The sequence below is a fragment of the Sporocytophaga sp. genome (assembly GCF_017745095.1).
Classification (GTDB): Bacteria; Bacteroidota; Bacteroidia; order Cytophagales; family Cytophagaceae; genus Sporocytophaga.
On record NZ_JAGHZZ010000003.1, the window covers coordinates 328,699 to 354,200 of the forward strand.

Here is a 25,502-nt window from a genome sequence, read left to right on the forward strand (position 1 = left end):
AGCATAGCACTTTAAATCGAAATCACTTAACCTCCTGATATAAGATACGATAAGGCTTTTTACATATTGTATTTTGTCAATAATCTTTTAGGAATTGGCCGGATTTTTAACAAAAATTTTAACAATCAAATCCCTGAGGGTACATTTAAAGTATCTATCTGCTTTTTTATAAAATACTTCTATGAGAACACAATTACTTCTGTTTGCATTGTTTTTTACTTCGCTAAATCTTTCTGCCCAACAAATTGAAAATTCAAATTTTGAAATTTGGGTATTTGATGACAATTCTGGTAGAAAAAAACCTAGTGGAAATTGGATGGCATCTACAAGTTGTTTCAACCCTGAAGAAGTCTGCTCCGGTTTCATTCTAAAAGATGATCAAGGGAAAACTGGAGCTGGAGCACGAATTATTGGAAGAGGTCTACTCAAGTATAATGCGCCCTTTTCTGCAAAGCCATCCAAAATATCTTTTTGGTATAAGGGCAATGGTGGGAAAATTGATGTAAATGTACTTTCATTAGAAACATATGAGGCCGTGAACCCAAGTGATATCATTGGACATGGCAGCTCCTTTTTAGTTGACGCAGGTTCATTTACTAACATAGAACTTCCACTAACTTATGATAATCTAGAAGAAGCTAAATCGATACAAATAGAATTTGCAGGACAGAACAACAGCGATTTTTCTTTTGACGAACTTGAACTTATTTATGAGGTGAATGCAATAACTGATATAAAGATCGCTGAAATTTTAGGAAGTAATATCGTAACCTCTTCACTGATTCTAAAGAATAATGTAGATGAGCTTTCTGTCTATAATACTTTCGGAAAGCGTCTTCTTTCAGCTACCCAGGTCCGGGCTATTGATATAACGAATTTACCGGAAGGGCTCTATATCGTGGTTTTGAGAAAAGACAATTTTATAGGGACAATTAAAGTAATAAAAAATTGATCTGCCCGGCAATAAGGTAAAACCACTTTTGATTCCAGAAATAGCAGGACCCTATAATTAAAATAATGGAGTTGCAGGTCGAGCCTTGCAACTCCAAAATACCCGGAGACAGTTTTTTTAAGATAGATTTGGTTGTCCGTTGTTCTCTGGTAGTTCGTCAACTTTATTTTTCCTTCTTCCTGTAAAAAACTTCCAGATAAAAGTTAAAGCAGCTCCGATACCAAGAATAATTACTTTACCAAACTTTGCCAAAATTCCGAAGAATCCAACTTTCGCAAGGACTTTTCCTGCAACCAGCCCTCCAATTCCATAAGCCGCAACTTTATCCATTTCCGGATTAAAGTCAGAATATTTATATCCTTCCGTAAACTCAACACTCGCAAGCACCTTATCGATATCTTTATTAATGGCTCCAAGCTGAGACATGCCTCCTATAGCATTAAGCATCAGATATCCTTTTCTCCCTAATATCCTAATATTGTAATTTAGCGTGTTCACCCCTGTGGCACTGTCTCCAAACTGGATTTCTTTTGCCCAATGAAGTTTTTTATTTTCTGCATCATAATAAGGTTTTGCAGCCCAGCCAATCAAATGTATAGGTTCATAGCCACCTTGAACGCGTCCGGGATTGGCAGATTCCGCATCCTTTTTCATTTCTGTCAACAACTCATCGTAGTCAATATCTTCTGCATCATCATCGTCTATATGTCCCTCTTCGGAATATTCTACAGAAATTGCCCAGCTATCCGGATGCATTGGACCCATATCTTCAGGAAAAAGCAATCCAAGAATGGTAGGATCTTCCGGATTGCCCCATAAAGAATGTAATACATAAATACTTTGTTCTGCATCGAGAAATTTAAAACCTGCCGGCACTTTTATCGTAGCATAATCTTTAATTTTCACCAGACCAGTCTGATATTTAAAGCTATTTTCAAGACTGTCAAGATAAAGCATGGTCGAAAGTGTGTCTTCCATCGCCTCTTCCTCTTCTTCCGGAGAAATGGAGAAGGTCAGAAAGGGAAACAAGAAACAGATAAAAAAAAGAAAGTAAAGTTTTCTCATAATGGATATGTTTATAAAAATGGTTTACGAAAATTCATGATGCACAAAGGAGAAAAAATGTAAAAAGTTAATCTCTGAGATTAAAAGGAACTGATTTTCACCCAAATACAGAGATTTGCAAAAATAATTTTTCCCAAACAAAATTGGGCTATTGTCAAATTTTATTTTCTATTGACTGTAAATATTTTGAGTTCAGATCATAAAGATATTTCCCTAAAAATCCACTACCTGCAGCAGATGCTACGTGCCAAAGCCAGTGAGTTCCCATCGGCAAAAGGGTAAAGTTTCCGGAATCCGCTCCCCTAAAATAAAGAGCCAGAATCATTAGCAGACAAGATAAAATTAAATCTGTAATGCCCACAAATTTAGTTTTTATCAATAATATCAAGCAAGGCAAAAATATCATTACTCCGGTCACAAAATAATTCAGATTAATAAGGTCATGGCCAGAAAGTTTTACAAGCTTATATACAAAAAGTCTTATCAGAATAAATGGAGCCATGGCAAGAGCTATTTTCCACCACGTCTTTAAAATCCTGTACCAGAAATATACACTGACAGAAAATGTCAGCAATACAATCGGAAGAACATCCAGCTGAAGTAAAAGAGAAGAAGCTCTGAAAGCATGAAACAGAGTGCTTCCTAGTCCTCCCAAAAATAGGAGTGGCAGACAAAAAGTAAGAAATGCATGCTTTTTGTAATTCCCCTGAATCCTTATGAGCCATATAACGACGGGAATCAGAAACGCCAGTGAAGAAAGTGCGTTCCAAGGTTCAGCAATAATGTTGCTCAGGTTGGTTTCTGCATAAACCGGACCTCCATCCGACAATATTTCGTGAAAGTTTGGCAAAATATTTAAGTCCTTTAATTATTCAGAATATTAAACATTAATCCTGGAAAGATTATTTCCTTTTTATTAAATTTCCTTACGATTATTTTTTCCAACGGGCTATTTTACGGCATTTTTCCATTTATTTTTAATCTAATTAATTATAGACTATTGAAAAACTCTGTCTATCCTTAAATCCATTTCTTAATTTAAAAACACATATTTTGATTTGCCTAAAGCATTTTAAATGTCCAATCCCAGTTAATTTTAAACAGCACCTCTGCTTTTCAAATCAATATTTTTAACTTCACAGCTGTAAATTGGTTTGACCCGATATTGAAGTTTCACTTAAAAAAATTCTTTCATGTGGCAGGAAAAAGACAACAAACTGGAACAGACCTTTACTTTTAAAAACTTCTCCGAAGCTTTTGCCTTTATGGCACGAGTGGCACTTGTGGCGGAAAAAATGGATCATCATCCGGACTGGTCCAATTCCTGGAATAAAGTACATATTCAGCTGACCACACACAGTGCGGGAAATAAAATAACTGAAAAAGACAGAAAACTTGCCGAAGCTATAGATCGGCTTAATAATTAGATGGAAGAAAAAGAGGGAAAATTAATTTTAGTACCCACCCCAATAGGCAACCTTGAAGATATTACTTTGAGAGCCTTAAGAATTCTTAAAGAGGCTGATATTATCCTTGCAGAAGATACCAGGACAAGTGGCCACCTATTAAAACATTACGAAATTAATAATCGACTCCAGAGTTATCATATTTTTAATGAGCATAAAGCTGTTGAAGGTATAGTAAATAAAATAAAAGAAGGTCAAATTGTAGCACTCATTTCTGATGCTGGTACACCTTCTATATCCGATCCTGGTTTTTTACTAGTAAGAGAATCGCTTAAGCATGGCATAGATGTAGAATGCCTTCCCGGACCTACTGCTTTTGTACCGGCCTTAGTCAAATCAGGACTTCCATCAGACAGGTTTACCTTTGAAGGTTTTCTTCCACATAAAAAAGGAAGACATACCCGTCTGCAAAGCTTGATTCCCGAAGAACGCACAATGATTTTTTATGAATCTCCTCATCGTTTATTAAAAACTCTTGAGCAATTCGAAGAAGTGTTTGGACCGGAAAGAAAAGCTTCCGTATCCAGGGAACTTACAAAATTATACGAAGAGACAGTGAATGGAACTTTGCAAGAAATAAAGCAACATTTTTCTCAAAAGACAGTGAAAGGCGAAATTGTAATGATTGTTGCGGGAAGAGAATATGAATAAAAAATAAGGATTGGATAATTATTTATTTTTATAATTATCCAATCCTTCTGAAACAATAGATTTAATTATTCAGGATCAGATCCTCCATACATTCAATCCACATCGGATGATTGTTCAGGCTCTCCACCAACTGCCAATGCTCTCCTCCATGCTCTTTAAACATATCTCTGTATTCAACGCCACCTTCGATAGTTGTTTCCAAACAGTCTGCAACAAATGAAGGAGAAAATGCCAATACCCTTTTTACTCCTTTCGCTCCCAGCTCTTTTATAAGATCATCTGTATATGGCTTAATCCATGGAGTCTTCCCTAGTCTTGATTGAAATGCAACTGAGTAAGTCCCTTCTTCAAGACCAAGTTCCTTCACCAAATGACGTGTTGTTTCATAGCATTGCGCCCTGTAACAGTAATAATTCTTGGAATGGTATTTTGAGCAGCATTTATCGTTCAGCTGACAATAACTCTGCACTGCTGATTTTTTAATTTGTCTTTCAGGAAGTCCATGGTAAGTAAAAATGACATGATCAAACTTATCCTTTTCCAGATATTTTCTTCCGATTTCAGCAAAGCCCTTAATGAACAATGGATGATTAGGAAAATTTGCTACGATTTTAATTTCCGGAATAACTTCCCATTTATTGATGTATTCCATTGCTTTTTCCACGGCTGAACCTGTAGATGCGCTGGCATATTGAGGGAAAAGAGGCAGAATCACAATCTTTTCAAAGCCCTTCCCTTCCATTTCTTTTACAGCCTTTTCTATCGATGGGTTTTGATACCTCATTCCAAAAAAAACCTGGAAATTTTCATTCAACTTCGCCTGTAAAAGCTTTTGAGCTTCAAGACCGTAAGTTAATAAAGGTGACCCTTCATCTGTCCATAGTTCCTTGTAAACTTTTGCAGATTTGGGCGCTCTGAAAGGAGCAATTATAAAATTAATCAGGAACCAACGGTTAAGGAAAGGAATATCAATTACCCTTCTATCCATCAAAAACTCCCTTAAATATTTTCTGACATCGGGAACCGACGGACTATCAGGTGTTCCCAGGTTGATTAGGAAAACTGCTGTTTTCTTTACTTTATTCATGCGGCAAAAATACTAAAAGCAGGGAATTTCGAAGGATTTTATTCCCATCCCATAAAAATCTCTTCTGCTTCCAAAAAAAATTGCTTTCAATTGTTTTATTCAATTTCAGGGCTTAACAGCATTTTACTATCTCAGAAAATAAAGGAGACCATTTCGCGAGATGTTCCCGAGATATTCAGGGGGCTCCACGGAAGTCCCATGGGAGTCCCTGAGGTGCTGGGAGAACTCCCGGCTCTTCCGTGGAAAAATCACTCCCATCTGTGGGGGCCCACTGATTACCTGTGGGTGCTTCCAGAGCGACCGTGGGTATTTCCGGACACCTGTGGAAACTCCGTGTTCTTCCGTGGAATGTTCCGAATCCTGCGTGACACTCTATAAATCTCTCGTGGGAACCCACTGACCATTCGTGGGAACTCCTCAAAATCCCTTGAGAATATCCAGAGCTTCATTAGACACTCCTGAGTCATTTCTCCTTCCTTCCGAATTTCTGATAAAGAGAAACTTGTCCTTCCAGCATTTTCCGGAACTATTAATTTAAAGGAGAAGTCTTATGTAGGGAAAGCTGAAGGAAATTCTTAACAGATTACTATGAAAAATCTGTAAAATTGAATTTCCTATAATACAAATCATTTACATATCTTTGCAGCTATGGAAAAAGTAAGCGCGCAGGTAGAAAACACCTTTAAAAATATCATTTCACACGCAAAAGAATACGGATTTGTATTTCCTTCAAGTGAAATCTATGACGGACTTCAAGCTGTTTATGATTACGGACAAAATGGAGTTGAGCTAAAAAACAACATCAAAGCTGCATGGTGGAAAGCCATGACTCAGATGAATGATAATGTGGTAGGTATAGATGCTGCAATATTCATGCATCCGACTACATGGAAAGCATCAGGTCACGTAGACGGCTTTAGCGATCCGATGATCGACAACAAAGATTCCAAAAAGAGATATAGAGCTGACGTCCTTATTGAGGATAAAGCAGCGGAATATGAAAAGAGCGGAGATAAAGCCAAAGGTGATGCTTTAGTGAAATCACTTGCTCGCCTTCTTGAAGCAAATGATCTGAAAGGCGTACAGGATCTTATCATAGCAGAAAAAATAAAATGCCCGGTATCTGGAACATCTAACTGGACCGAAGTAAGACAGTTCAACCTAATGTTTTCAACTCAGGTTGGTGCAGTTGCTGATGATTCAAGTACCATTTACCTTAGACCTGAAACAGCTCAGGGTATATTTGTAAACTTCCTGAATGTTCAAAAAACCGGAAGAATGAAAATTCCTTTTGGTATTGCCCAGATCGGTAAAGCTTTCAGAAATGAAATTGTTGCTCGTCAATTTACCTTCCGTATGAGGGAATTTGAACAAATGGAAATGCAGTTTTTCATTCGTCCGGGCGAAGAGATGAAATGGTATGAAGAGTGGAAACAGGTGAGATTGAAATGGCATAAAGCGATCGGCTTACCTGAAGGCAAGCTGAAATTCCACAATCATGAGAAGCTTGCTCACTATGCTAATGCAGCGGTAGATATCGAATATGAGTTTCCTTTCGGATTTAAAGAAATTGAAGGTATCCACTCCAGAACAGACTTCGATCTTGGCAATCATGAAAAATATTCCAAGAAAAAGCTTCAATACTTCGACAATGAACTGAATAAAAACTACGTGCCATATGTAGTTGAAACTTCAGTCGGAGCAGACAGAGCATTCCTGGCAGTACTTTGCAATGCATATACAGAGGAAACAGTGGGCGAAGGCGAAAATCAGAAAGAAAGAGTTTATCTGAAATTACACCCGGCATTGGCTCCTGTAAAAGCAGCTATATTCCCTCTTGTTAAAAAAGATGGTCTACCGGAGAAAGCTCAGGAAATCTTCAAAGAGCTTAGAATGGATATGAATGTTATCTATGAAGAAAGAGATGCAATCGGAAAAAGATACACTCGCCAGGATTTGATAGGAACTCCATTCTGCATTGTAGTAGATTATGACACATTGAATGACAACATGGTGACTATCCGTTACCGTGATACAATGGAGCAAGAGAGAGTTCCGATCAGCGAATTAAGAAAGAAAATAAGAAAAGCCACTTCATTCAAGAGAATTCTTGAGCAATTGGTGTGAAAATAATTAGGTAATACGTTTTAAGTGGAAGGGAGGCATTTAATGCCTCCTTTTTTTATTATTACGCAATTAACCAAATACCTGTAGAGACGCCATGCATGGCGTCTCTCTATCTGCCTCCCATAAAAATTATTTATCCATAATTATAGTCACATTTTATTCCAATTCCTGAAATTTTCACTTGAAATGAGCATTACTTTCAGCAAAATCTAGATTATAGCACATTATCACGATTTGAGACGCCACACATGGCGTCACTACAGAAAACCCGCCAAAACTTCACTTTTCGACCAAAAGTTTCTCCTTTTCATAGAATAGAGTTAAATTATATCAGATTAAAACAAGGTTAATTCCAAAAGAGCATAGATTCGAATTTAAAGTAGCTTTTAAAAGAGATATCAGCTTTAAGCATTCAGCTCTTTTCAGCTTTTAAACAAAAACTCGCGTCTGCGGGTCTTATTAACTTAAAGGTTTAAGACTTGGAAACATATATAACTGTTACCTTTTATATACTAGGCATCGCAGTATTTTTATTTGGTACGTTTAGTCTCGGCTTGTATGCACTTATCATAAATCCTTTCCTGGAGACAGTCAGCATTAATAAGAGACTTACAAGAAAACAGCGAGATATTCTTCTTAAAAACTTCAAATATTATAGAGATCTATCCGGAAGTCAGAAAATTGATTTTGAGAAAAGAGTACGGAATTTTCTTATTCATAAAGAATTTATTCCCAAAGGGATTCCGCAGGTTACAGAAGAAATGCAAATACTTATAGCAGCTTGTGGAGTTCAGTTGACTTTCGGCTTTGCACCGGTAAGATTTGTAAGCTTTCCTAAAATCCTGATATACCCTTCACACTATCTTTCTTCAAATGGCAAAAGGCACAAAGGCGAAGTGAGCCTTAGCGGATTTATAGCTTTTTCATGGGAAGACTTTCTATATGGTTACAAAAGGCCTGAAGATGGGTTCAACCTGGGATTGCACGAAATGGCTCATGCATTAAAGATTGAAGATGCTCTTCATCATCCTCAAGAAGAAATACTTGATCATGAAAGCTTGAAAGAATGGGGAAAAATAAGTCGTCAGGAATTAAAGAAAATTAAAACGAGCAAAACCAGATTTCTCAGACCATACGCTTTTAATAATGAAGATGAGTTCTTTGCTGTATGTGTTGAATATTTCTTTGAAAAACCCGAGGAGTTCAAAATGCAGCTTCCAGGACTTTATACATCACTTTCAAAATTACTGAAACAAGACCCAGGCAAGGCGCTTCAGAATGCGAAATTCTATTTCTATCCTCCGGAAAACAGAAAGCTGATGCTTTTGCTTAATCAGGCAATAAAAGAATTGCCAAACCTTAAAACATTAAAGGCTAAAGCTTCTTTTACCAAAAGCCTTTTTGTAAAAGGCAGGAAAATTAGTTAAATTTATACAAATCATAAAAAACTTGTATTTTTGTGATTAATTCTGAACAATCTTCTAAAAAAAGGCTTGCAATCTTAGTCCAATTTCAACCGGATATATTCAGATTAGAAATCTTCACAAAGTTGCCAACATTAAATATTTTAAAATAAATTATGGGTAAATCTCAAGAAACATTTAACAAAAAAGAAGTAGAAAAGAAAAAACAACAAAAGAAGAAAGAAAAGGAAGAGAAAAGTAAAGAACGTAAAGCTCATTCCAATAAAGGTCAAAGCCTTGAGGATATGATGGCTTATGTTGATGAAAATGGCAACATTACATCAGTTCCTCCTGACCCGAATAAAAAGAAAACAGTCATTAATCAGGATGATATACAGATCGGTGTAGCAAGAAACCTGAATCGTGATGAACCAAAACCTTTGAGAAAAGGTAAAGTAACCTTTTTTAATGAGTCCAAAGGATATGGATTTATCAAGGATCTTGAAACCCAGGAAAGTATATTTGTACACATCAATGGCATAAAAGAACCAATAAAAGAAAACGACAGAGTTACTTTTGAAACGATAAATACTCCAAAAGGCCTGAACGCTGTAAGCGTAAAAAAATCATAAATCCGGTTTTGAGATATTTACCCAACTGCTTCTACTTTGCCGGTTTAGGCGTTCAGATTTATTTCCCTGAGAAAAGAAAAGTACAATCAGGCTTGAATTTTGCGGATGAGCTGCTCATAAAAATGTTTTATGAGTAAGCTTTTTCAGCTAGTGTTACTACTACTATTAGGTATCAGCTGTTCTGTATTTGGCCAGGGCCAATCTTCAGACAAAATCAAAGTTTATATCTCTGGAAATAAAGAGAACAATACTCCAAGCACTTCCAGCGGCACTGTATCTGGTGGAACTTTGATCAACGGAAAACTATTCCCTTTTCAGGGAACCAATTACCAATACTTTGATACTACCAGTTATATCAACAACCGCGCATTCCTAAATGATAAGATAAGAACTGTTGTGATAGCTTCTTATAAGCATCTAGAGAAAGAAATCCCGGATAGAAAATTTTTCATCATGGAATGCAGTAATAAAAATGGTGGTAAAATTTTCCCACACAGAACACATCAAAATGGCTTAAGCATAGATTTTATGATGCCTTTAGTTAAGGGCAATAAGGTTTTTTATGGGCTCGATACGATAGGATCAAGCCATTACTGGCTTGATTTTGACAATGAAGGCAAATACAGCGGAGACAAGAGCATTTCCATTGATTTTGATCTGGTTGCCCAACAAATTCTCTCCCTAGAAACATCCGCAAGAAATAATGGATATAAAATTCAGAAAGTAATTATCAAAACTGAATTTAAAAGTCTTATTTTTGCCACCCCTCACGGGAAAAAACTAAAACAAAGTAATATTTACCTCGTCAATAGCCTTACCCCTTTGATTAATAGTCTACATGATGATCATTTTCATATAGATTTTGAGATCCTGAAATAAAGCGTTTGAACGGTTTTAAAATTTAATTACAGTAAAAGAAAAAAATGTAAGCACATTTTGAACATTTTACCGTTGAAAATGTTTTTAATTTCATAAATACATAATAATGCAAGGAACAGTTAAATTTTTTAATAACTCAAAAGGTTTTGGGTTTATTAAATCAGCAGAGTCCGGTGAGGACATCTTCGTTCACTCTTCAGGTCTTATAGACGAGATTCGTGAAAACGATCAAGTTAAATTTGATCTAGAAAAAGGTAGAAAAGGCATGAATGCCGTGAACGTTCAATTAGTAAACTAAGAAATCCCCTTAAAGGAATATATTCTTTAAAGCTTTAGTAATTGTAGGAGAAGACCAACCTAATAAGTTGGTCTTTTTATTTTTATTAGTATAAATTTTCCATTGGACTACCAGAAGCAGTTCTTTTTTGATTCTCAAACAATTAACATTGGCCATACCGAATCTCTCGCCCACATTTGGTTGCAACCTCTTATTTATTTTTCTTGTCTGTGTAACTTTTGTAACTGAGGAATATTTTAATTCTCTCTTCATTAGCATAAAATTTTCAACTAACCATATTTATTATGCTAAAAGCTATTCCAAAACTACTGCCGGAAAGCAATCCTACGGCTCTGGCAAAAAAATTTCTCTTATCCCTTTCAATCTTCAGTGCTTTCTCTCTCGCAAATGCACAGAACAAAGAAAATGAAGGAACATTCGTTGGTTCCGTATCTGAATTTCAACAACAATTGAAGTCGGCTAACAAGAAAAGAAAAAATAGTCCAACTTTACTTCCATTGTCTAATGGCAAGAAGCTTACAGTTGATATACATTACGACAAGATATCAGGTACCTCTAATACAATTGCAGGTAAAATTAAAGACAATGCAAAGTCTACCTTTAACCTGACATTCGAGGAAAATAATCTGAAAGGTGAGGTACTCATACTTAATGAGAAAAAAGCTTATGAGTATTATACTAAAAATGAAAATGTGTATGCAAAAGAAGTCGATATAAATAAAGTTGTTTGTATAGAAACGCCAGTCCCTGCAGAGGGTGGCCCTCAAACTTCTTCATCTTTTGTAGCTCCTTTTGGATCATACGTATACAATTTACAAAGCCTTCCTTCTTCAGAATATGTTGTATACCTTGACTTCGACGGACAATATGTCGTTGATCCATACTGGAATGGAGGCCTTCCCATAGATGCATTACCTTCCGAACTTAATGAAACAGAAATAGAACAAGCGTGGAGATTAATAAGTGAAGATTACAGACCATTTAACCTCAACATCACCACCGATTCCGCAGTGTTTTTAGCTACTCCAATAAACAAAAGAGTACGGGTCATATTCACTCCGACCAACGATGCTGCTCCGGGATATGGAGGGTATGCCCGCATAGGTTCTTTTCCTATGAATGTTGATACCCCATGTTGGGTTTTCTTAGCAACTTCAAAATATGCTGGGGAAGCCGGTTCCCATGAAATAGGTCATACATTAGGATTATATCACGATGGGGTGAACAATCCATATGAGGAATATTATGGAGGACAGGGAAATTGGGCCCCGATCATGGGTGTAGGTTATTCCAAAGATCTTGTACAATTCAGCAAAGGCGAGTACAACAATGCCAACAATTCATATCAGGACGACATCAATATTATTACTTCATATAATGGATTTTCATTTAAAACTGACGAAAGTGGTAATATACCTTCTTTGGCAAAGCAGCTTGTTTATAGCAGCTCTGGCTTTGTTTCTTCGTCAGACAACAATGGTGTCATAGAAAAGAGAGATGACGTTGATTATTTCTATTTTAATACCTTAGGTGGAAGCGTGAAGATAGCTGCAAATCCTGACCCATACTATCCTAACCTTGATATTTCCCTTACACTTAAAAACTCTGCAGGCAATACAATAGCAGTATCTGATCTGGAAGGGCTAAGTGCTTATATCGATACATTGGTACCTGCAGGAACTTATTTCCTTATAGTAGATGGCGTTGGTCATGGGGATCCTGCAATTGATGGATATTCTGATTTTGGTTCGCTAGGATACTATTCTCTGGTAGGAAGTATAAGCAACTCCGTAAATAACAAAATACCTACAATTTCTATAACATCTCCTTCAGAGGGCGCTGATATCCTTATCGGAACTCCTATCACTATTTCAGCTATTGCGAGTGATCCTGACGGTACTGTAACCAGAGTTGATTTTTATGACGGAGCAACATTACTCGGCTCTGATATTAATGCACCATATTCCTTTGTGTATAGCAATGCTCCGGGTGGAACCAGGATATACAAAGCTATAGCTTTTGACAATCAAGGAGGGCAAAATTATTATGAAATAACTGTACTTGTTGCCCCACCCAATCAGCTGCCTACGGTTTCTGTGACCTCTCCTATCAATGGTGCTATTCTAGATCCGGCAATTTCTACAGTAGTAACAGCTAATGCTTATGATAATGACGGAACAATTACTGCTGTTTATTTCTATAAAGACAATACAATAGTTGGTGTTGACTATACTGCTCCTTATTCAGTCTATATCGATACTTACATAGCTGGTATTTATAATATAAGAGCAGAGGCTGTAGACAACAGAAATGGCCGCACTTTTTCCGCCGTTAATTCATTTACAGTAAAATCATATGGATTGTCAGGACCTTCGTGTGCGATTAAAGGAATACCTTATAATTTTCGGGTTTATGCAGAATATTCTAATCCTGTAAACATCACTGCATACACCAATTCGGATGCAACCATTTCTTTTGATTATTATGACAGAAGATACTTCGATGTTACGTTCAATCAATATGCCGCTTCATCGGTAACGGTAACTGCTCTACTAAGCTATACGGCTTACCCTTACAATGTAGAATATACTAAAGTGATATCTACAAATGGTTGCGGTACAAGGGCCTCAGTGATGGCTATTCCACTTCCAGACGCAAGTCAGACTGCTGTTTCATTGGATACAAAAGAAACAATTTCATCTTTCAAAGTGATCGATATGACAGGTAGAGAAGTAGCTTCAGGAGAAGGACAGAATGTTACTGAAGTTATTGTGGGAGAAAATCTAAAAAACGGAATCTACATCGTAAACATTATAGCAGAAAGCGGAAGCTATATACACAAAATAGTTAAATAAAGTTTTACCAATTTAATTAATTCCTGAAAGGGCTTTTTGTAATGAAAAGCCCTTTTTTTATTCCAACAAACAAAATTATAAATTACTGTTTTTGAACAAGTTTAACGAAAGGAATATGAGACAAATTCTAACTCAAACATTTCTAATTTCTTTTTTCTTAAATAAAAAAGATAGGCTCTGAAAGATAGCACAGAATTCCCTATCTTGAAGGAAATCTTTATGGTCTTGGCGGCTTTATTTATAATTATATTTCTGATTACAACATGTATCTTTCTATATGAGACAATAGGAGGTAAAGTATTGAGTCTTGGAGAATGGATCTTAACAAGGTTTGTAAAACTTAATCCCATCCAGATTCATATTTTGGAATTCAACTTTCGGTACTATCAAAGGCTTTCTCCGGAAAACAAATTAAAATTTCAAAGGAGGGTAAAGTTTTTCCTGTTAAATAAAAGATTTTACCCTCAGGGAGGCATGAATATTACCGAAGAAATGAAAATTATGATCGGTGCCTGCTTTGTTCAGCTAACCTTCGGACTTCGTCCCGTTAAGCTTAGACATTTCAGTCGGTTCTATATTTATCCAACACGATATTTTTCAAAAATCACCAACTTACAGCATGTAGGTGAAGTGCAAACTGACGGAGCTATTGTATTGTCATGGCAGCATTTTCAGAAAGGTTATGAAATTCCCGATGACGGCCTGAATGTTGGCCTTCACGAAATGGCACATGCCATAAAACTTGCAGACATGTTTGACGATGACGATGATTTTGAAGGGAATAGCCTTTTTGACTATAAAGATCTTGTGCGTTTTTTCAAGATAGGAAAAAGTGAAATAAACGAGATCAAGAAAGATAAAACCCATTTCATCCGCAAATACGCGGCAACAAACATTGAAGAGCTATTTGCTGTTTCTATAGAATATTTTTTCGAAAAACCCGAAGAATTCAGAATAGAAGTTCCACAGCTATATCAGATTCTTGTACAACTTTTAAAACAGGATCCAACCAATTCAAATTCTGTAGAATTCAGAGAAAATAAAAAAAATGAAAGTACTAATTGACGTACTACTACTAAAAATCAATAATTTAATCTCACACCGACCCAGTTATTTTAAATTTCCCTTTCATTTATCTTAAAAGTTATTTCTTAAAAGATATGTGCATTGCATAAACGCACCATTTTAACCGGAAAATGGTTAAAAATTATGATCAATTCTGACCAAAAAGCCCATTTAATCTAAAATTGATTACCTTTGCGGTTCTTCAAAACTTGGTTATATATAACTGATCCCGAAGATGTAAGAGTATGCAAAATCCAATAATCGGACAAATGCATTTATTTACAATGAGTTGCTGTTTTGCAGCACATTGAAAAATGCCTGAAAATACAGGTAAATGTCAGGCTCCTGAATTATAATTTTTAAGAATTAAAGAAATAATTAACAAAGTGAAGTACAGGGAATACAAGAACGTCGATCTTGCAAAAGTAGGAGAAGAAGTACTTTCTTACTGGAAGCAGCACAAGGTTTTCGAACAATCCGTAACGAGCAGAGAAGGTGCTCCAAGTTTTACATTTTATGAAGGGCCACCTTCTGCAAATGGTACTCCCGGTATTCACCACGTAATGGCAAGAACCGTAAAGGATATTTTCTGTCGCTATAAAACATTAAAAGGATTTCAGGTAAAAAGAAAAGGAGGCTGGGATACGCACGGCCTTCCGGTAGAGCTTCAGGTTGAGAAAGAACTTGGTATAACCAAAGAAGATATCGGCAAAAAAATATCTGTAGAAGAATACAATCAGAAATGCCGCGAAGCTGTGATGAAGTATAAATCGCAGTGGGATGATCTTACTGAAAAGATGGGTTATTGGGTTGACCTTGACAATCCTTATATCACATTTGAAAAAGAATATATAGAGTCTGTATGGTACCTATTGAAAGAGCTTTATAAAAAAGGCTTTTTGTACAAAGGATATACCATTCAGCCATACTCTCCTGCTGCGGGTACAGGACTTAGTTCTCACGAGCTAAATCAACCAGGCACCTATAAAGATGTAAGAGATACATCGGCTGTTGCTCAGTTTAAAGTAGCGGATAGCTCTAAAGAAAAAGTAAAAAGTCTTCTAGGGATATCCGATGCAGAAGTGGATCAGACTTACTTACTAGCATGGACGACCACTCCTTGGACGCTTCCTTCAAACAGTGCACTTGCAGTTGGTGAAAACATTACCTATGTAGCTGTAAAAACATTTAACCCATATACGTTTAAGCCAGGTATTGTTATCCTTGCGAAAGATCTTGCAGGAAAATACTTCAATGCTAAGAATGCAGAGTTGAAGCTGGAGGACTTTAAAGAGGGAGATAAAAATATTCCTTTCCAAACTTTAAAAGAAGTTAAAGGAAAAGAACTTGTTGGTATCAGATACGAACAGCTTCTGCCTTATGTGCAACCGGAAGAAGCAGACAAGGCCTTCAGAGTAATACCTGGAGACTTCGTTAGTACTGAAGATGGTACAGGTATCGTTCACATTGCTCCTACTTTTGGTGCAGACGATGCCAGAGTTGCAAAACTTGCAGGTGTACCTGCAATTACCGTTAAGGACGAAGAAGGTAATCAATTACCACTTGTAGATAAAAGAGGAAAATTTGTAATTGAAGTAACAGATTTCCCTGGAGAATTTGTAAAAGAAGCTTACCTGTCTGAAGCTGAAAAAGAAGAAGAGAGAAAGAAGCAAGGCCGCGACAAATATTTATCGGTAGACGAAAGATTAGGTATCAAACTTAAAACTGAAAACAAGGCATTTAAGGTTGAGAAATACGAGCACTCCTATCCACACTGCTGGAGAACAGACAAACCTGTTCTTTACTATCCGCTTGATTCCTGGTTTATCAAAACAACTGCTGTAAAAGACAGACTTGTTGAGTTGAACAAAACCATCAACTGGAAACCAGCAAGCACTGGAACCGGACGTTTTGGTAACTGGCTTGAAAACCTTGTAGACTGGAACCTTTCCAGATCGAGATATTGGGGAACTCCCCTTCCTATCTGGAGAACAGAAGATGGTAAAGAAGAAAAATGTATCGGTTCCCTTCAAGAACTGAATGAGGAAATCCAGAAAGCAAATAAAGCACTTAACATCACTGCTGGTACTCTGGCTCAGAAAGAAAAAGAATTTAACACAAAGATCTACAATCTTAAATCGATTGAAGATCTACACCGTCCTTATGTTGATCAAATTGTACTAGTGAGTGAATCTGGCAAACCGATGATCCGTGAGACAGACCTTATAGATGTGTGGTTTGATTCAGGTGCTATGCCTTATGCACAGTGGCACTATCCATTTGAGAATAAAGATGTATTTGACAATAACTTTCCTGCAGATTTTATCGCTGAAGGCGTTGACCAGACAAGAGGATGGTTCTTTACATTGCATGCAATAGCAGTGATGTTGAATGATTCTGTTGCATTTAAAAATGTAATAGCCAATGGTCTTGTATTGGACAAAAACGGCGCTAAGATGTCCAAGAGAGTTGGAAACGTCATCAACCCGTTTGAGACCATCGGTCAGTTCGGACCAGATGCGACAAGATGGTACATGATCGTTAACGCACCTCCATGGGACAACCTGAAATTTAATATTGACGGGGTAACTGAGGTTCAGAGAAGATTCTTCGGGACGCTTCAGAACACTTATTCCTTCTTTGCTTTATATTCAAACCTTGACAACTTTACCTTTAAAGAAGCAGAAGTTCCTTTAAACAAAAGAACAGAAAGCGACAGATGGATCATTTCAAGGCTTAATACTCTTATCAAAAAGGTGGATGAAGCCTATGCTGAATATGAGCCAACCAAAGCGGGTAGAGAGATCCAGGACTTTGTTGTTGATGATCTGAGCAATTGGTATGTACGTCTTAACAGAAAACGTTTTTGGAAAGGCGAATACAACGAAGATAAGATAGCTGCTTATCAGACACTTTATACTTGTCTTTTGACGATTGCAAAACTATCTGCATCTATAGCACCTTTTTATTCCGAGAAAATATTCCTTGATCTGAATGAAGTAAGTGGAAAAGAGAAAGTTGCAAGTATTCACTTGAGCAAGTTCCCTGTTGCTGATGACAAACAGATTGATCTGGATCTTGAAGAAAGAATGTCATTGGCACAAAGGATTTCTTCGCTTGTTCACTCTTTGAGAAAAGGTCATACAATAAAAGTAAGACAACCACTTTCAAGATTGTTGATCCCAGTATTAAATCAGGAATACAAAAACAGAATAGTTGCCGTTGAAGATCTGATCCTTTCTGAGGTTAATATTAAGAAGATCGAGTATATCGAAGATACATCAGGAGTTGTAGTTAAAAAGATCAAGCCTAACTTCAAGAAACTTGGAAAAGAATACGGTCCGAGATTGAAAGAAGTTGGAGCTGCAATCTCTGCAATGACCCAGGATGATATTCAGAAGCTCGAGAAAGAAAATGCTTTCAAAATAAAGCTTACCGGTGATATTGTTCAGATAACTTTAGAAGATGTAGAAATCTCTTCTGAAGATATTCCAGGATGGTCTGTGGCAAGTGAAAATGGCGTTACTGTAGCCCTTGATATTATCATCACAGAAGAACTGAAAAAAGAAGGTATTGCCAGAGATGTTGTGAACAGAGTGCAAAACATGAGAAAAGACATGGGCCTTGAAGTTCAGGACAAAATCAAAATCACTATTCAGAAAAAAGATGAGCTTATAGATAATGCTTTGCTGGCAAACAAAGAATATATCTGCAGTGAAACCCAGGCCTTATCTCTGGTGCTTACAGAAAATCTGAAAGATGGCAAGCTTGTTGATATGGACGAGCATCAGCTTGTAATGAAAATCGAACTTTAAAAACTATTAAGAGGCATGGCCCTTCAATATAAATACTTTAAGTACTACTTCCTGACTCTGGGAGTTATCGCGCTTGATCAGATCGTAAAGCTTCTGGTTCATTTCAAAATGGACTTCGGCTATCCAGGCCAGATCCATATATTTGACGACTGGTTCAAGCTATACTACACTACTAACCCTGGTATGGCTTTCGGCTTTGAATTAGGTTCTCCTTATGGAAAGCTTGTTCTGAGTTTATTCAGAATCATCGCCATGATTGCTATTTCAGTGTATTTATATCGCCTGGCCAAGAAAGACATGGCACCAGGATTGCTTTGGTGCATCGCTCTTATTCTTGGTGGTGCAATTGGAAACGTAATAGACAGTACTTTTTACGGAGTATTTCTGAACAACGCTCCTGACGGTGCAAGCACACCTTGGTTTCATGGACAGGTAATAGACATGTTCTATATTGATATCTGGGAAGGCAGACTTCCTGAATGGATTCCGATATTCGGAGGAGAGCACTATGCATTCTGGCCTATTTTCAATATCGCTGATGCAGCTATCTTTGTTGGAGTATGTATTATACTGATTTGGCAGAAAAAGTTCTTTAAAGATGCCGGTAAAGAAGAATCTTTGACGGAGAAAGCGGAGAATTAAACGCTGAAAATATTTTAATAAAAAGCCCTGGAGGAAATTAACTTCGGGGCTTTTTTATTGAGGTTGGTTAAATCCCGCAAATTTTTAATTATTTTTATAAGATATGTGCGAGGCTCTATATCTGTGGATAGCTAACACTCTTATGACTTGCACCAGCAACAAACCTAATACAAAAAAATGGAATTCAGATATTTTAAAGGACCTAAAGAAGATATGAGCCAACTAATAATTGGAACTCATATTTGTTCAATTTGTAATAAGGAAAGTAATGAATGCTTTTCCCTTGAATATACTCTTACAGATAAATTTAGTCAAGAAGAAACTGCAGATAAAGTAGGATGTTCCGATTGTTTAAAAAAGGGAGAATTTGAATTTTGGCATGACACAGAGTATGGTATGTTGGATGAAAATGGCCTAAAGAAAGTTTATAAACATAACATGGCAAATCCTCCTTCTGTAGACAACAAAATTTTAGTTGAATTAAGAAGAACACCACAGATTGTTACATGGCAACAAGAACTATGGTTAACCCACTGTAATGATTTCATGGTTTACAAGGGAACTTGGACTCCTGAAGATTTTAACAAGTACAGCAAGAATAGCGATGGTAGGCAATTATTCCTTGAAATGACAGATGATGAATGGAATCACTTATGGGACGAATCATTAGAAGAAGGTGAGGTTGAACTAAAGGAATGGTATGCAACTTATTATGTTTTTGAGTGTAGCCATTGTGGAAAGCTTAGAGGAAATTGGGATTGCGATTAAGTATATACAACCTTCCAGCAATTAGGTTTCGTTTGGCTGTCCGAGGTGGAATTCATCAAGCTTTGGAATATGCTTACAATAATGATATTCCCCATGACGATCATCTGCTGTCAAGCGCTTGCAACCATAGTCATCAGGCTAAGCGTGTCCTCTTTTCAGAGGAAGTTCCATATTTTTATAATGCCCACGCCGGACTCCAGCTGTTAATGTAACTTCCAATTGGTTCGACAATGCCGAACCAATTGGAAGAATACGTCTAATCAATTTGTTCGAACTGATGCCAAAAGGACAATCTACACATTATCTATCATTCCGTAATTGAATATAATCCCGAAGGGATTTAATATTTATAGAAAAATGTTAGTGTATTGATGCGACCCCATCGGGGTCGTATGATATTTCCAGGTATTATTATCTATAAACATCCGACCTCTACGGGGTCGATTTTGGGGATAATCTATACCAACTCCTTCGACTTCTTCTCAAACCTATAATACAGCAATACCGCAGCAACAGTAAGCCCTATTAAAAGTCCATACCACACTCCTTCAACACCCATATTAAGCGGAAATGCAAGTAGATATCCTAAAGGCAAGGCTATAACCCAATACGCCAGCAAGGCAATAGCTGTAGGCATCTTCACATCTTCCAATCCACGGAGGGCTCCAAGGTAAACAACCTGAATACCGTCAGACAATTGAAAAAAAGCACTGATCAATAAGAGCGATGCAGCCATTCTACAGATAGGCTCTTCATTGATATAAAACCAAGGAAGCTCATGTCGGAACAGCACAAACACCAAAGCACAGAAGCTCATGTAAACCACTACAAGGTGAAATGCAGCTTTTCCTGCATTTCTAACTGCATGATAATCTTTTCTTCCCAATTCATTTCCAACACGCACAGTCGCTGCAGCTCCTATTCCAGTTGCACCCATATAACTTACCGCTGCCATATTTAATGCAATGTGATGCGCAGCCATTTCCGATGCACCCAACCAACCAATCATAATAGCAGCCATTCCGAATGCTCCTGTTTCAAAAGCAAGCTGTGAACCAACAGCAATACTTACCCTGAACAATCTTTTAAATTCTTGAAAGGAATAGTTAATCTTTTGCATTCCTTTGATGAAAATATTGGTTCGGGAATATTTGATAACGAATATAAAAATCGTCACGGCCATGAATATCCTTGAAATAAGCGTAGCTATAGCCGCGCCGTTTGTTCCAAGCTTTGGAAATCCATAGTGGCCATGAATCAATAAATAGTTAAGCGAAAGGTTCAGAACATTGGCAATTACAGTGATATACATGGCCTGTTTGGTAATCGCAAGACCTTCAGCAAATTGTTTCCAGATCTGAAATAAAATCAAAGGAACTAATGACCAGACAAGAATTTTAAAAAAGGGGATTGCCAGTGAAACCACTTCCTGTGGCTGTTGAAAATATTGTAAAAGCGGAGCCGCGAATAGCAATGCTCCTGCAAGTATTATGGCCGCTATTATATTCAATACAATACTGTGCTTCAGAACCTTTCTGATTTCTTCTTGATTCTGCTCACCATCGGCTTTGGCTACCAAAGGTGAAATTCCATAGGTCAGGCCAATAGCAAACATCATAAATGGGACGAATACACTGAAGGCAAATGTCGCTGATGCAAGTGGAATACTGCCTAGCGAACCAACCATTATGCTATCTGCCACCCCTACTGCTATATGTCCGAACTGACTCAAAACTACCGGGTAAGCTATTCTTATTGTGTCTTTATACTCCTTGAGGTTATCCCTGAACCAACCGCTGAAAATCATATTTATATTTGAAAGGCTGCAAAATTAAGATTTGCATATAAAGAAACGTCTAAAAATCGATTAAAGTTTATAGCGATCATTAACAAGAAAAATGTCTTATATAAACCTAAAAATTGTATTAAAACATTGGTCAGCACTAAGCTACAGCATTTATCTCCTTCATTTTGCCTTTGAAAAAGAATAATTCACCAAGGAATGATATCCCTATTCCCAAAGTATAAGCAAGAATATCGCTCCACAAAAAGGCAAAACCAAGGATAAGGGCGCCAATTCTGGTATGTCTTATTTCATCAATCCAAGGGGCGTGATAAAACTGACTTATTTCGATACAATAGCAAAATGCCAATGAAAGCATTGCAATAAAGGACAAGCTGCGTCTATTAAAAATAAAGGCTATACCAAAATAAATCATTGCAGCCCAGATAGCGTCACCCAGGTAAACATTGATCAAATCAGGCAAATAAGTCTGCCACTTCCTTGCAGCCAAACCCAAACTAATGAGAGCTATGATAATACAGAAATACAAAATTCTATTCCGTTTCATAATTATTTCTTGCGCCATTTTATAACTCCTTTCAAAAGCTTACCAATTTTATTAAACCTCTGTAAGTCTTCCCTTATCATTGTAGTAGTCATTCCATCCAGCTGAAGGTTCCTATTTTCAGGATCTTCACTGAATTGTTCAGGATATACAAGCATGAAGTTATTCTTTTCAAAATGTCTTTGCAAAATTTTAGGAATAGAATCCATAAAGATTGTATGTGATAAAGTGGCCTTTCTTGCAGTAATAGCAATAAAAAGATCATCCTCATTTATTTGACCGGAGAAAAATGGAAAATCATCCCAATCAGAAAAGCCCTTATAATCTGCCTCTATTCCTGGCTTACTTTCATTTACTGCTTTTTTCAAATGTTGTAAGGACTCTGATACGCCAAAGAAAATCACTTGACTGTTAATCTGTTTGGATAACTTTTTCACCATATGAACCCATCTTTTGAAACCAATCTCCAATTCCGCATTTGGAGGAACCATTACGAAGATTTTACTAATCGTATTTAAAGGCTGCAGTGTACGGGATACTACGATCATCTGGTCGGTCCGTTCTACAAGGTTTTCAAGCACAGTACCAAACAGCTTTTCAGTAGTTGTATTCTTTTCATGCCAGCCGATAATAACCTCAGTAATCATCAGCTCTTTTACTGCACGGGCTATTCCGTTCGCAATATTCAAATCTATCCTGGAAACAACCTCTAGTTTATTCTCTGCTGAAGCGGCATGCTTGATGGCCCTTTCCACCATCTTCTTATTTTGAATGAGCTTGTCTCTAGCTTCCTCATCATCGTTCACAACTGAAACCGCATAGATAGGCTGTGACTTATCCGATTCCTTTAACATTGCAGCCATATCAATTTTAGATTCAATGCTTGCAGGATTTGTTATCGCTATTAATATTCTTTCTTCAATTTCGTTATATTCTTCTCCACCTTTAGATTCTGCTATTGCCAACTTCCTCCCTGCACTTTCCGTGACAAATGAGCTGACCATACAGGTAACAAGAATAAGTAGTATGGTTCCGTTAAGTATAGCTTCATCAAATAGCTTCAAGTCAAAGCCCACAAGTATTACAGCAAGGGTGGCTGCTGCGTGTGAACTGCTTAATCCGAATATTAAGTTTCTTTCTATAGATGAAAACTTAAATATCTTCTGAGTGATAAATGCCGCAGCCCATTTGCTAAATAATGCAAGTACAATTAATACACCTGCAACAAAAAGAGCCTGATAGCCATTGAACAATACTTTTACATCTACTATCATTCCCACGCTGATAAGGAAAAAAGGGATAAACAGCGTATTGCCAATGAACTCAATTCTATTCATCAATGGAGATGTATGAGGAATCAGTCTGTTGAGAGCGAGACCGGCCAGGAAGGCTCCGATAATAGGCTCTACGCCAGCAACCTCTGATAAAAAAGCCGCAGCGAATACAATGCCTAATACAAAAATGTATTGCGCACCGCCGTCCCCCTGAACATTTTTAAAAAACCACTTGGTAACTTTTGGAAAGACAAAGAGTACTACAAATCCAAATATTACCAGAGAAATAGACAGCTTAACCCAGAAGGCAGTGTCAAGGTTACCACTTACAGAACCGGTAATAACTGCCAACAATAACAATACCGCTGTATCCGTAATGATAGTACCTCCAATGGCAAGGGTAACCGCTTGCTTTTTGGTAAGACCGAGCTTACTTGCTATAGGATAGGAAACCAGGGTATGAGAGGCAAACATACTAGCAAGCAAAACAGAACCTTGAATATTCAAATGGAGGATATAATAAGAAACAAACGTGCCTAATGTTAATGGAATGAAGAAGGTAAACCCTCCGAATATCAAACTTTTATTTCTGTTCTTTTTAAAATCATTCAGATCTATCTCCAGTCCGGCGAGGAACATGATATATAATAGCCCAACAGTACCAAAAAGAACAATGCCCGAATTTCTCAATAAAAGATTAAAACCATTGGGACCAACAATCACACCTGAAAGAATAAGCCCTATGATGCCTGGTATCCTGAACTTCTTAAGTACTAAAGGGGCAAAAAATATGATAAACAATACCACTGAGAACACTAATACAGGGTCTTTAAATGGCAATGAAATATCAAATAAAAACATCATAATTTTTCACTTAAAATTTAACATATAAATTCTACTAGACCTTCTTCCCTCCGCTCTTTAAATCCTCCAATGCTCAAGAAGGACAAATACAACAGACATCATGCCAGATCTGGTCTGTAAAATGATGAAGTTATTAGAATAAGATTAGAATTACTAAATTCAGCACTGACCTATAAAAGCACAAGTAAATAAAATAGTTTTATTCATTGAAAAAATCTATAAAAAATTAAAAAAATATCTGATCATGTTAAGAAACATGATCAGAATTTAGGACATGGAAGTCTTTTGTATATTTTTCTTTTTAGTGGCAGAGGATAAATGTACGTAAGGTTAAATTCATGAGAGCCACCAGTGCGAGTATTATTCAGCTTAGATATAGTAAAATCATAACTATAAGAAACAACTAATCTGTTTATCCTCCAGCCCAAAAGCACTACCATGGATTCATTATTCTGAAGGTTTCTTTCATAATGTTTTATAGGAATGCCTCTATACCAGAATCCCAGCATCAGATCTTCGCGCATTCCGTAAACACCAAGGTCCAGCTGATCGGATTTACCTTGCATCTTATAATAAAAAGTCGGAGTCAGAGTATACTTACTGGTTTTATTTGCATTATTTACCCCTCCACCATCAAATTCTATTTTATAACCTCCTACAATTCCAATTTTTACAGGCAATCTGCTTACTTCATTGTAAAAAGACTGATTGGGATTATTGATATGATGTGCGGAAATTCCGAGCCATAGGTTATCCGAATATAGAACTGTTCCAGCTGAAAGATCAAAGAAATTCTTTCGATTCATTCCAAAATCTTCCGAAGTGCCAAGGCCTGAATATCCACCATCTGTATACTGATCCGGAAATGTCAACTGAGCATAGTTGATATTTCTTGAAACATATGTTCCCTGCAAACCAAACCTCATTGAAAATTTTGATGAAAAATCTACTTCCTGAGCATACTGAAGCGCAATGTCTGTAGAGCTTATTGTATTTGCGCCTTGCCAATCCTTCATGACTATTAAACCGATTCCACCTTTTGTTTTCTTGATGTAGGTATCAAGGCTAGCAGAAGACGTTATATATTTAGCTTCAAGTTTCGGCCATTGAATTCGCTGATGCAGTACTCCCCTCAGATCATGAGTACTTCCTGCGAATGCGGGATTCAAATATAAAGTATTAGCATAAAACTGAGAAAATTGAATATCCTGAGCTGCTGCATTATCTATGACAACAAGCAAAATTACCACTGTAATCAATGCCCTCAATGATAAATACAAATATCTTACGACCAACTTCATTTTGCTTAAG

At 37.0% G+C, this 25,502-nt stretch carries 21 protein-coding genes; 13 read left to right on the top strand and 8 right to left on the bottom strand.

From position 1 onward, the window contains the following. Positions 1-181 precede the first annotated feature (181 nt). On the top strand, positions 182-952 hold the full coding sequence (locus J7604_RS06580; RefSeq protein WP_293892914.1) for a T9SS type A sorting domain-containing protein: 771 nt from the start codon (positions 182-184) through the stop codon (positions 950-952). A 117-nt stretch (positions 953-1,069) separates the two neighbouring features. Here J7604_RS06580 and J7604_RS06585 read toward each other — a convergent pair whose 3' ends face one another. Together J7604_RS06585 and J7604_RS06590 are read right to left on the bottom strand one after the other, a co-directional pair. Next, complete coding sequence (locus J7604_RS06585) at positions 1,070-2,017, bottom strand: DUF2167 domain-containing protein (protein WP_293892917.1); 948 nt, start codon at positions 2,015-2,017, stop codon at positions 1,070-1,072. Between the two features lie 154 nt (positions 2,018-2,171). Next, entirely contained in the window at positions 2,172-2,867 is a 696-nt protein-coding gene (locus J7604_RS06590; protein WP_293892920.1) for a ceramidase domain-containing protein, read from the bottom strand. A 343-nt stretch (positions 2,868-3,210) separates the two neighbouring features. Between J7604_RS06590 and J7604_RS06595 the strand changes: the two genes are divergently transcribed. Both J7604_RS06595 and rsmI read left to right on the top strand, forming a co-directional pair. After that, positions 3,211-3,444 carry a 4a-hydroxytetrahydrobiopterin dehydratase gene (locus tag J7604_RS06595; protein ID WP_293892923.1) on the top strand — a complete coding sequence of 78 codons (234 nt, stop codon included), beginning with the start codon at positions 3,211-3,213 and terminating at the stop codon, positions 3,442-3,444. Then, positions 3,445-4,134, top strand: a complete 690-nt coding sequence (gene rsmI / locus J7604_RS06600) for a 16S rRNA (cytidine(1402)-2'-O)-methyltransferase (RefSeq protein ID WP_293892926.1) — start codon at positions 3,445-3,447, stop codon at positions 4,132-4,134. Positions 4,135-4,195: 61 nt separating this feature from the next. Here rsmI and hemH read toward each other — a convergent pair whose 3' ends face one another. Continuing rightward, positions 4,196-5,221: a ferrochelatase gene (gene hemH / locus J7604_RS06605; RefSeq protein WP_293892929.1), complete on the bottom strand. Its 1,026-nt coding sequence runs from the start codon at positions 5,219-5,221 to the stop codon at positions 4,196-4,198. 648 nt (positions 5,222-5,869) lie between these two features. Between hemH and J7604_RS06610 the strand changes: the two genes are divergently transcribed. From J7604_RS06610 to J7604_RS06630, 5 genes are all read left to right on the top strand, one after another. Next, positions 5,870-7,348 carry a glycine--tRNA ligase gene (locus J7604_RS06610; RefSeq protein WP_293892932.1) on the top strand — a complete coding sequence of 493 codons (1,479 nt, stop codon included), beginning with the start codon at positions 5,870-5,872 and terminating at the stop codon, positions 7,346-7,348. 479 nt (positions 7,349-7,827) lie between these two features. Further along, positions 7,828-8,775 (top strand): zinc-dependent peptidase, encoded by a 948-nt coding sequence (locus J7604_RS06615; RefSeq protein WP_293892935.1) that lies wholly within the window; start codon positions 7,828-7,830, stop codon positions 8,773-8,775. A 152-nt stretch (positions 8,776-8,927) separates the two neighbouring features. Then, a complete protein-coding gene (locus J7604_RS06620; protein WP_293892938.1) occupies positions 8,928-9,383 on the top strand; it encodes a cold-shock protein in 456 nt (151 codons plus the stop codon). Between the two features lie 129 nt (positions 9,384-9,512). Next, positions 9,513-10,262, top strand: coding sequence for a penicillin-insensitive murein endopeptidase (locus J7604_RS06625; protein WP_293892941.1), 750 nt, complete (start codon positions 9,513-9,515; stop codon positions 10,260-10,262). A 103-nt stretch (positions 10,263-10,365) separates the two neighbouring features. Continuing rightward, positions 10,366-10,560 (top strand): cold-shock protein, encoded by a 195-nt coding sequence (locus J7604_RS06630; RefSeq protein ID WP_028981335.1) that lies wholly within the window; start codon positions 10,366-10,368, stop codon positions 10,558-10,560. A gap of 9 nt (positions 10,561-10,569) precedes the next feature. Here the strand turns inward: J7604_RS06630 and J7604_RS06635 are convergent, their stop codons facing one another. Next, a complete protein-coding gene (locus J7604_RS06635) occupies positions 10,570-10,812 on the bottom strand; it encodes a hypothetical protein (protein ID WP_293892944.1) in 243 nt (80 codons plus the stop codon). A 32-nt stretch (positions 10,813-10,844) separates the two neighbouring features. Here J7604_RS06635 and J7604_RS06640 point away from each other — a divergent pair, with 32 nt between their 5' ends. From J7604_RS06640 to J7604_RS06660, 5 genes are all read left to right on the top strand, one after another. Continuing rightward, complete coding sequence (locus tag J7604_RS06640) at positions 10,845-13,415, top strand: Ig-like domain-containing protein (RefSeq protein WP_293892947.1); 2,571 nt, start codon at positions 10,845-10,847, stop codon at positions 13,413-13,415. Positions 13,416-13,619: 204 nt separating this feature from the next. Continuing rightward, on the top strand, positions 13,620-14,480 hold the full coding sequence (locus J7604_RS06645) for a zinc-dependent peptidase (RefSeq protein WP_293892950.1): 861 nt from the start codon (positions 13,620-13,622) through the stop codon (positions 14,478-14,480). Positions 14,481-14,866: 386 nt separating this feature from the next. Then, positions 14,867-18,295 carry an isoleucine--tRNA ligase gene (gene ileS, locus J7604_RS06650; RefSeq protein WP_293892953.1) on the top strand — a complete coding sequence of 1,143 codons (3,429 nt, stop codon included), beginning with the start codon at positions 14,867-14,869 and terminating at the stop codon, positions 18,293-18,295. A gap of 15 nt (positions 18,296-18,310) precedes the next feature. Further along, positions 18,311-18,937, top strand: a complete 627-nt coding sequence (locus J7604_RS06655) for a lipoprotein signal peptidase (protein ID WP_293892956.1) — start codon at positions 18,311-18,313, stop codon at positions 18,935-18,937. A gap of 177 nt (positions 18,938-19,114) precedes the next feature. Next, complete coding sequence (locus tag J7604_RS06660; protein ID WP_293892959.1) at positions 19,115-19,705, top strand: CbrC family protein; 591 nt, start codon at positions 19,115-19,117, stop codon at positions 19,703-19,705. A 457-nt stretch (positions 19,706-20,162) separates the two neighbouring features. Here J7604_RS06660 and J7604_RS06665 read toward each other — a convergent pair whose 3' ends face one another. The 4 genes from J7604_RS06665 to J7604_RS06680 all read right to left on the bottom strand — a co-directional run bounded on the left by J7604_RS06665 (position 20,163) and on the right by J7604_RS06680 (position 25,492). Then, a complete protein-coding gene (locus J7604_RS06665; protein WP_293892961.1) occupies positions 20,163-21,512 on the bottom strand; it encodes an MATE family efflux transporter in 1,350 nt (449 codons plus the stop codon). A gap of 136 nt (positions 21,513-21,648) precedes the next feature. After that, entirely contained in the window at positions 21,649-22,074 is a 426-nt protein-coding gene (locus J7604_RS06670) for a DUF2809 domain-containing protein (protein ID WP_293892963.1), read from the bottom strand. Then, positions 22,059-24,191 carry a cation:proton antiporter gene (locus J7604_RS06675; protein ID WP_293892966.1) on the bottom strand — a complete coding sequence of 711 codons (2,133 nt, stop codon included), beginning with the start codon at positions 24,189-24,191 and terminating at the stop codon, positions 22,059-22,061. The genes J7604_RS06670 and J7604_RS06675 overlap by 16 nt, the downstream gene beginning before the upstream one ends. Before the next feature lie 260 nt (positions 24,192-24,451). Continuing rightward, a complete protein-coding gene (locus tag J7604_RS06680) occupies positions 24,452-25,492 on the bottom strand; it encodes a type IX secretion system membrane protein PorP/SprF (protein ID WP_293892969.1) in 1,041 nt (346 codons plus the stop codon). Positions 25,493-25,502: the final 10 nt, after the last annotated feature.

Coding starts and splice junctions, on each gene's coding strand:
- rsmI (WP_293892926.1), top strand. CDS start 3,445: ATGGAAGAAAAAGAGGGAAAATTAATTTTAGTACCCACCCCAATAGGC.
- J7604_RS06635 (WP_293892944.1), bottom strand. CDS start 10,812: ATGAAGAGAGAATTAAAATATTCCTCAGTTACAAAAGTTACACAGACA.
- J7604_RS06670 (WP_293892963.1), bottom strand. CDS start 22,074: ATGGCGCAAGAAATAATTATGAAACGGAATAGAATTTTGTATTTCTGT.
- J7604_RS06625 (WP_293892941.1), top strand. CDS start 9,513: ATGAGTAAGCTTTTTCAGCTAGTGTTACTACTACTATTAGGTATCAGC.
- hemH (WP_293892929.1), bottom strand. CDS start 5,221: ATGAATAAAGTAAAGAAAACAGCAGTTTTCCTAATCAACCTGGGAACA.
- J7604_RS06595 (WP_293892923.1), top strand. CDS start 3,211: ATGTGGCAGGAAAAAGACAACAAACTGGAACAGACCTTTACTTTTAAA.
- J7604_RS06675 (WP_293892966.1), bottom strand. CDS start 24,191: ATGATGTTTTTATTTGATATTTCATTGCCATTTAAAGACCCTGTATTA.
- J7604_RS06660 (WP_293892959.1), top strand. CDS start 19,115: ATGGAATTCAGATATTTTAAAGGACCTAAAGAAGATATGAGCCAACTA.
- J7604_RS06620 (WP_293892938.1), top strand. CDS start 8,928: ATGGGTAAATCTCAAGAAACATTTAACAAAAAAGAAGTAGAAAAGAAA.
- J7604_RS06680 (WP_293892969.1), bottom strand. CDS start 25,492: ATGAAGTTGGTCGTAAGATATTTGTATTTATCATTGAGGGCATTGATT.
- J7604_RS06610 (WP_293892932.1), top strand. CDS start 5,870: ATGGAAAAAGTAAGCGCGCAGGTAGAAAACACCTTTAAAAATATCATT.
- J7604_RS06580 (WP_293892914.1), top strand. CDS start 182: ATGAGAACACAATTACTTCTGTTTGCATTGTTTTTTACTTCGCTAAAT.
- J7604_RS06665 (WP_293892961.1), bottom strand. CDS start 21,512: ATGATTTTCAGCGGTTGGTTCAGGGATAACCTCAAGGAGTATAAAGAC.
- J7604_RS06640 (WP_293892947.1), top strand. CDS start 10,845: ATGCTAAAAGCTATTCCAAAACTACTGCCGGAAAGCAATCCTACGGCT.
- J7604_RS06585 (WP_293892917.1), bottom strand. CDS start 2,017: ATGAGAAAACTTTACTTTCTTTTTTTTATCTGTTTCTTGTTTCCCTTT.
- J7604_RS06655 (WP_293892956.1), top strand. CDS start 18,311: ATGGCCCTTCAATATAAATACTTTAAGTACTACTTCCTGACTCTGGGA.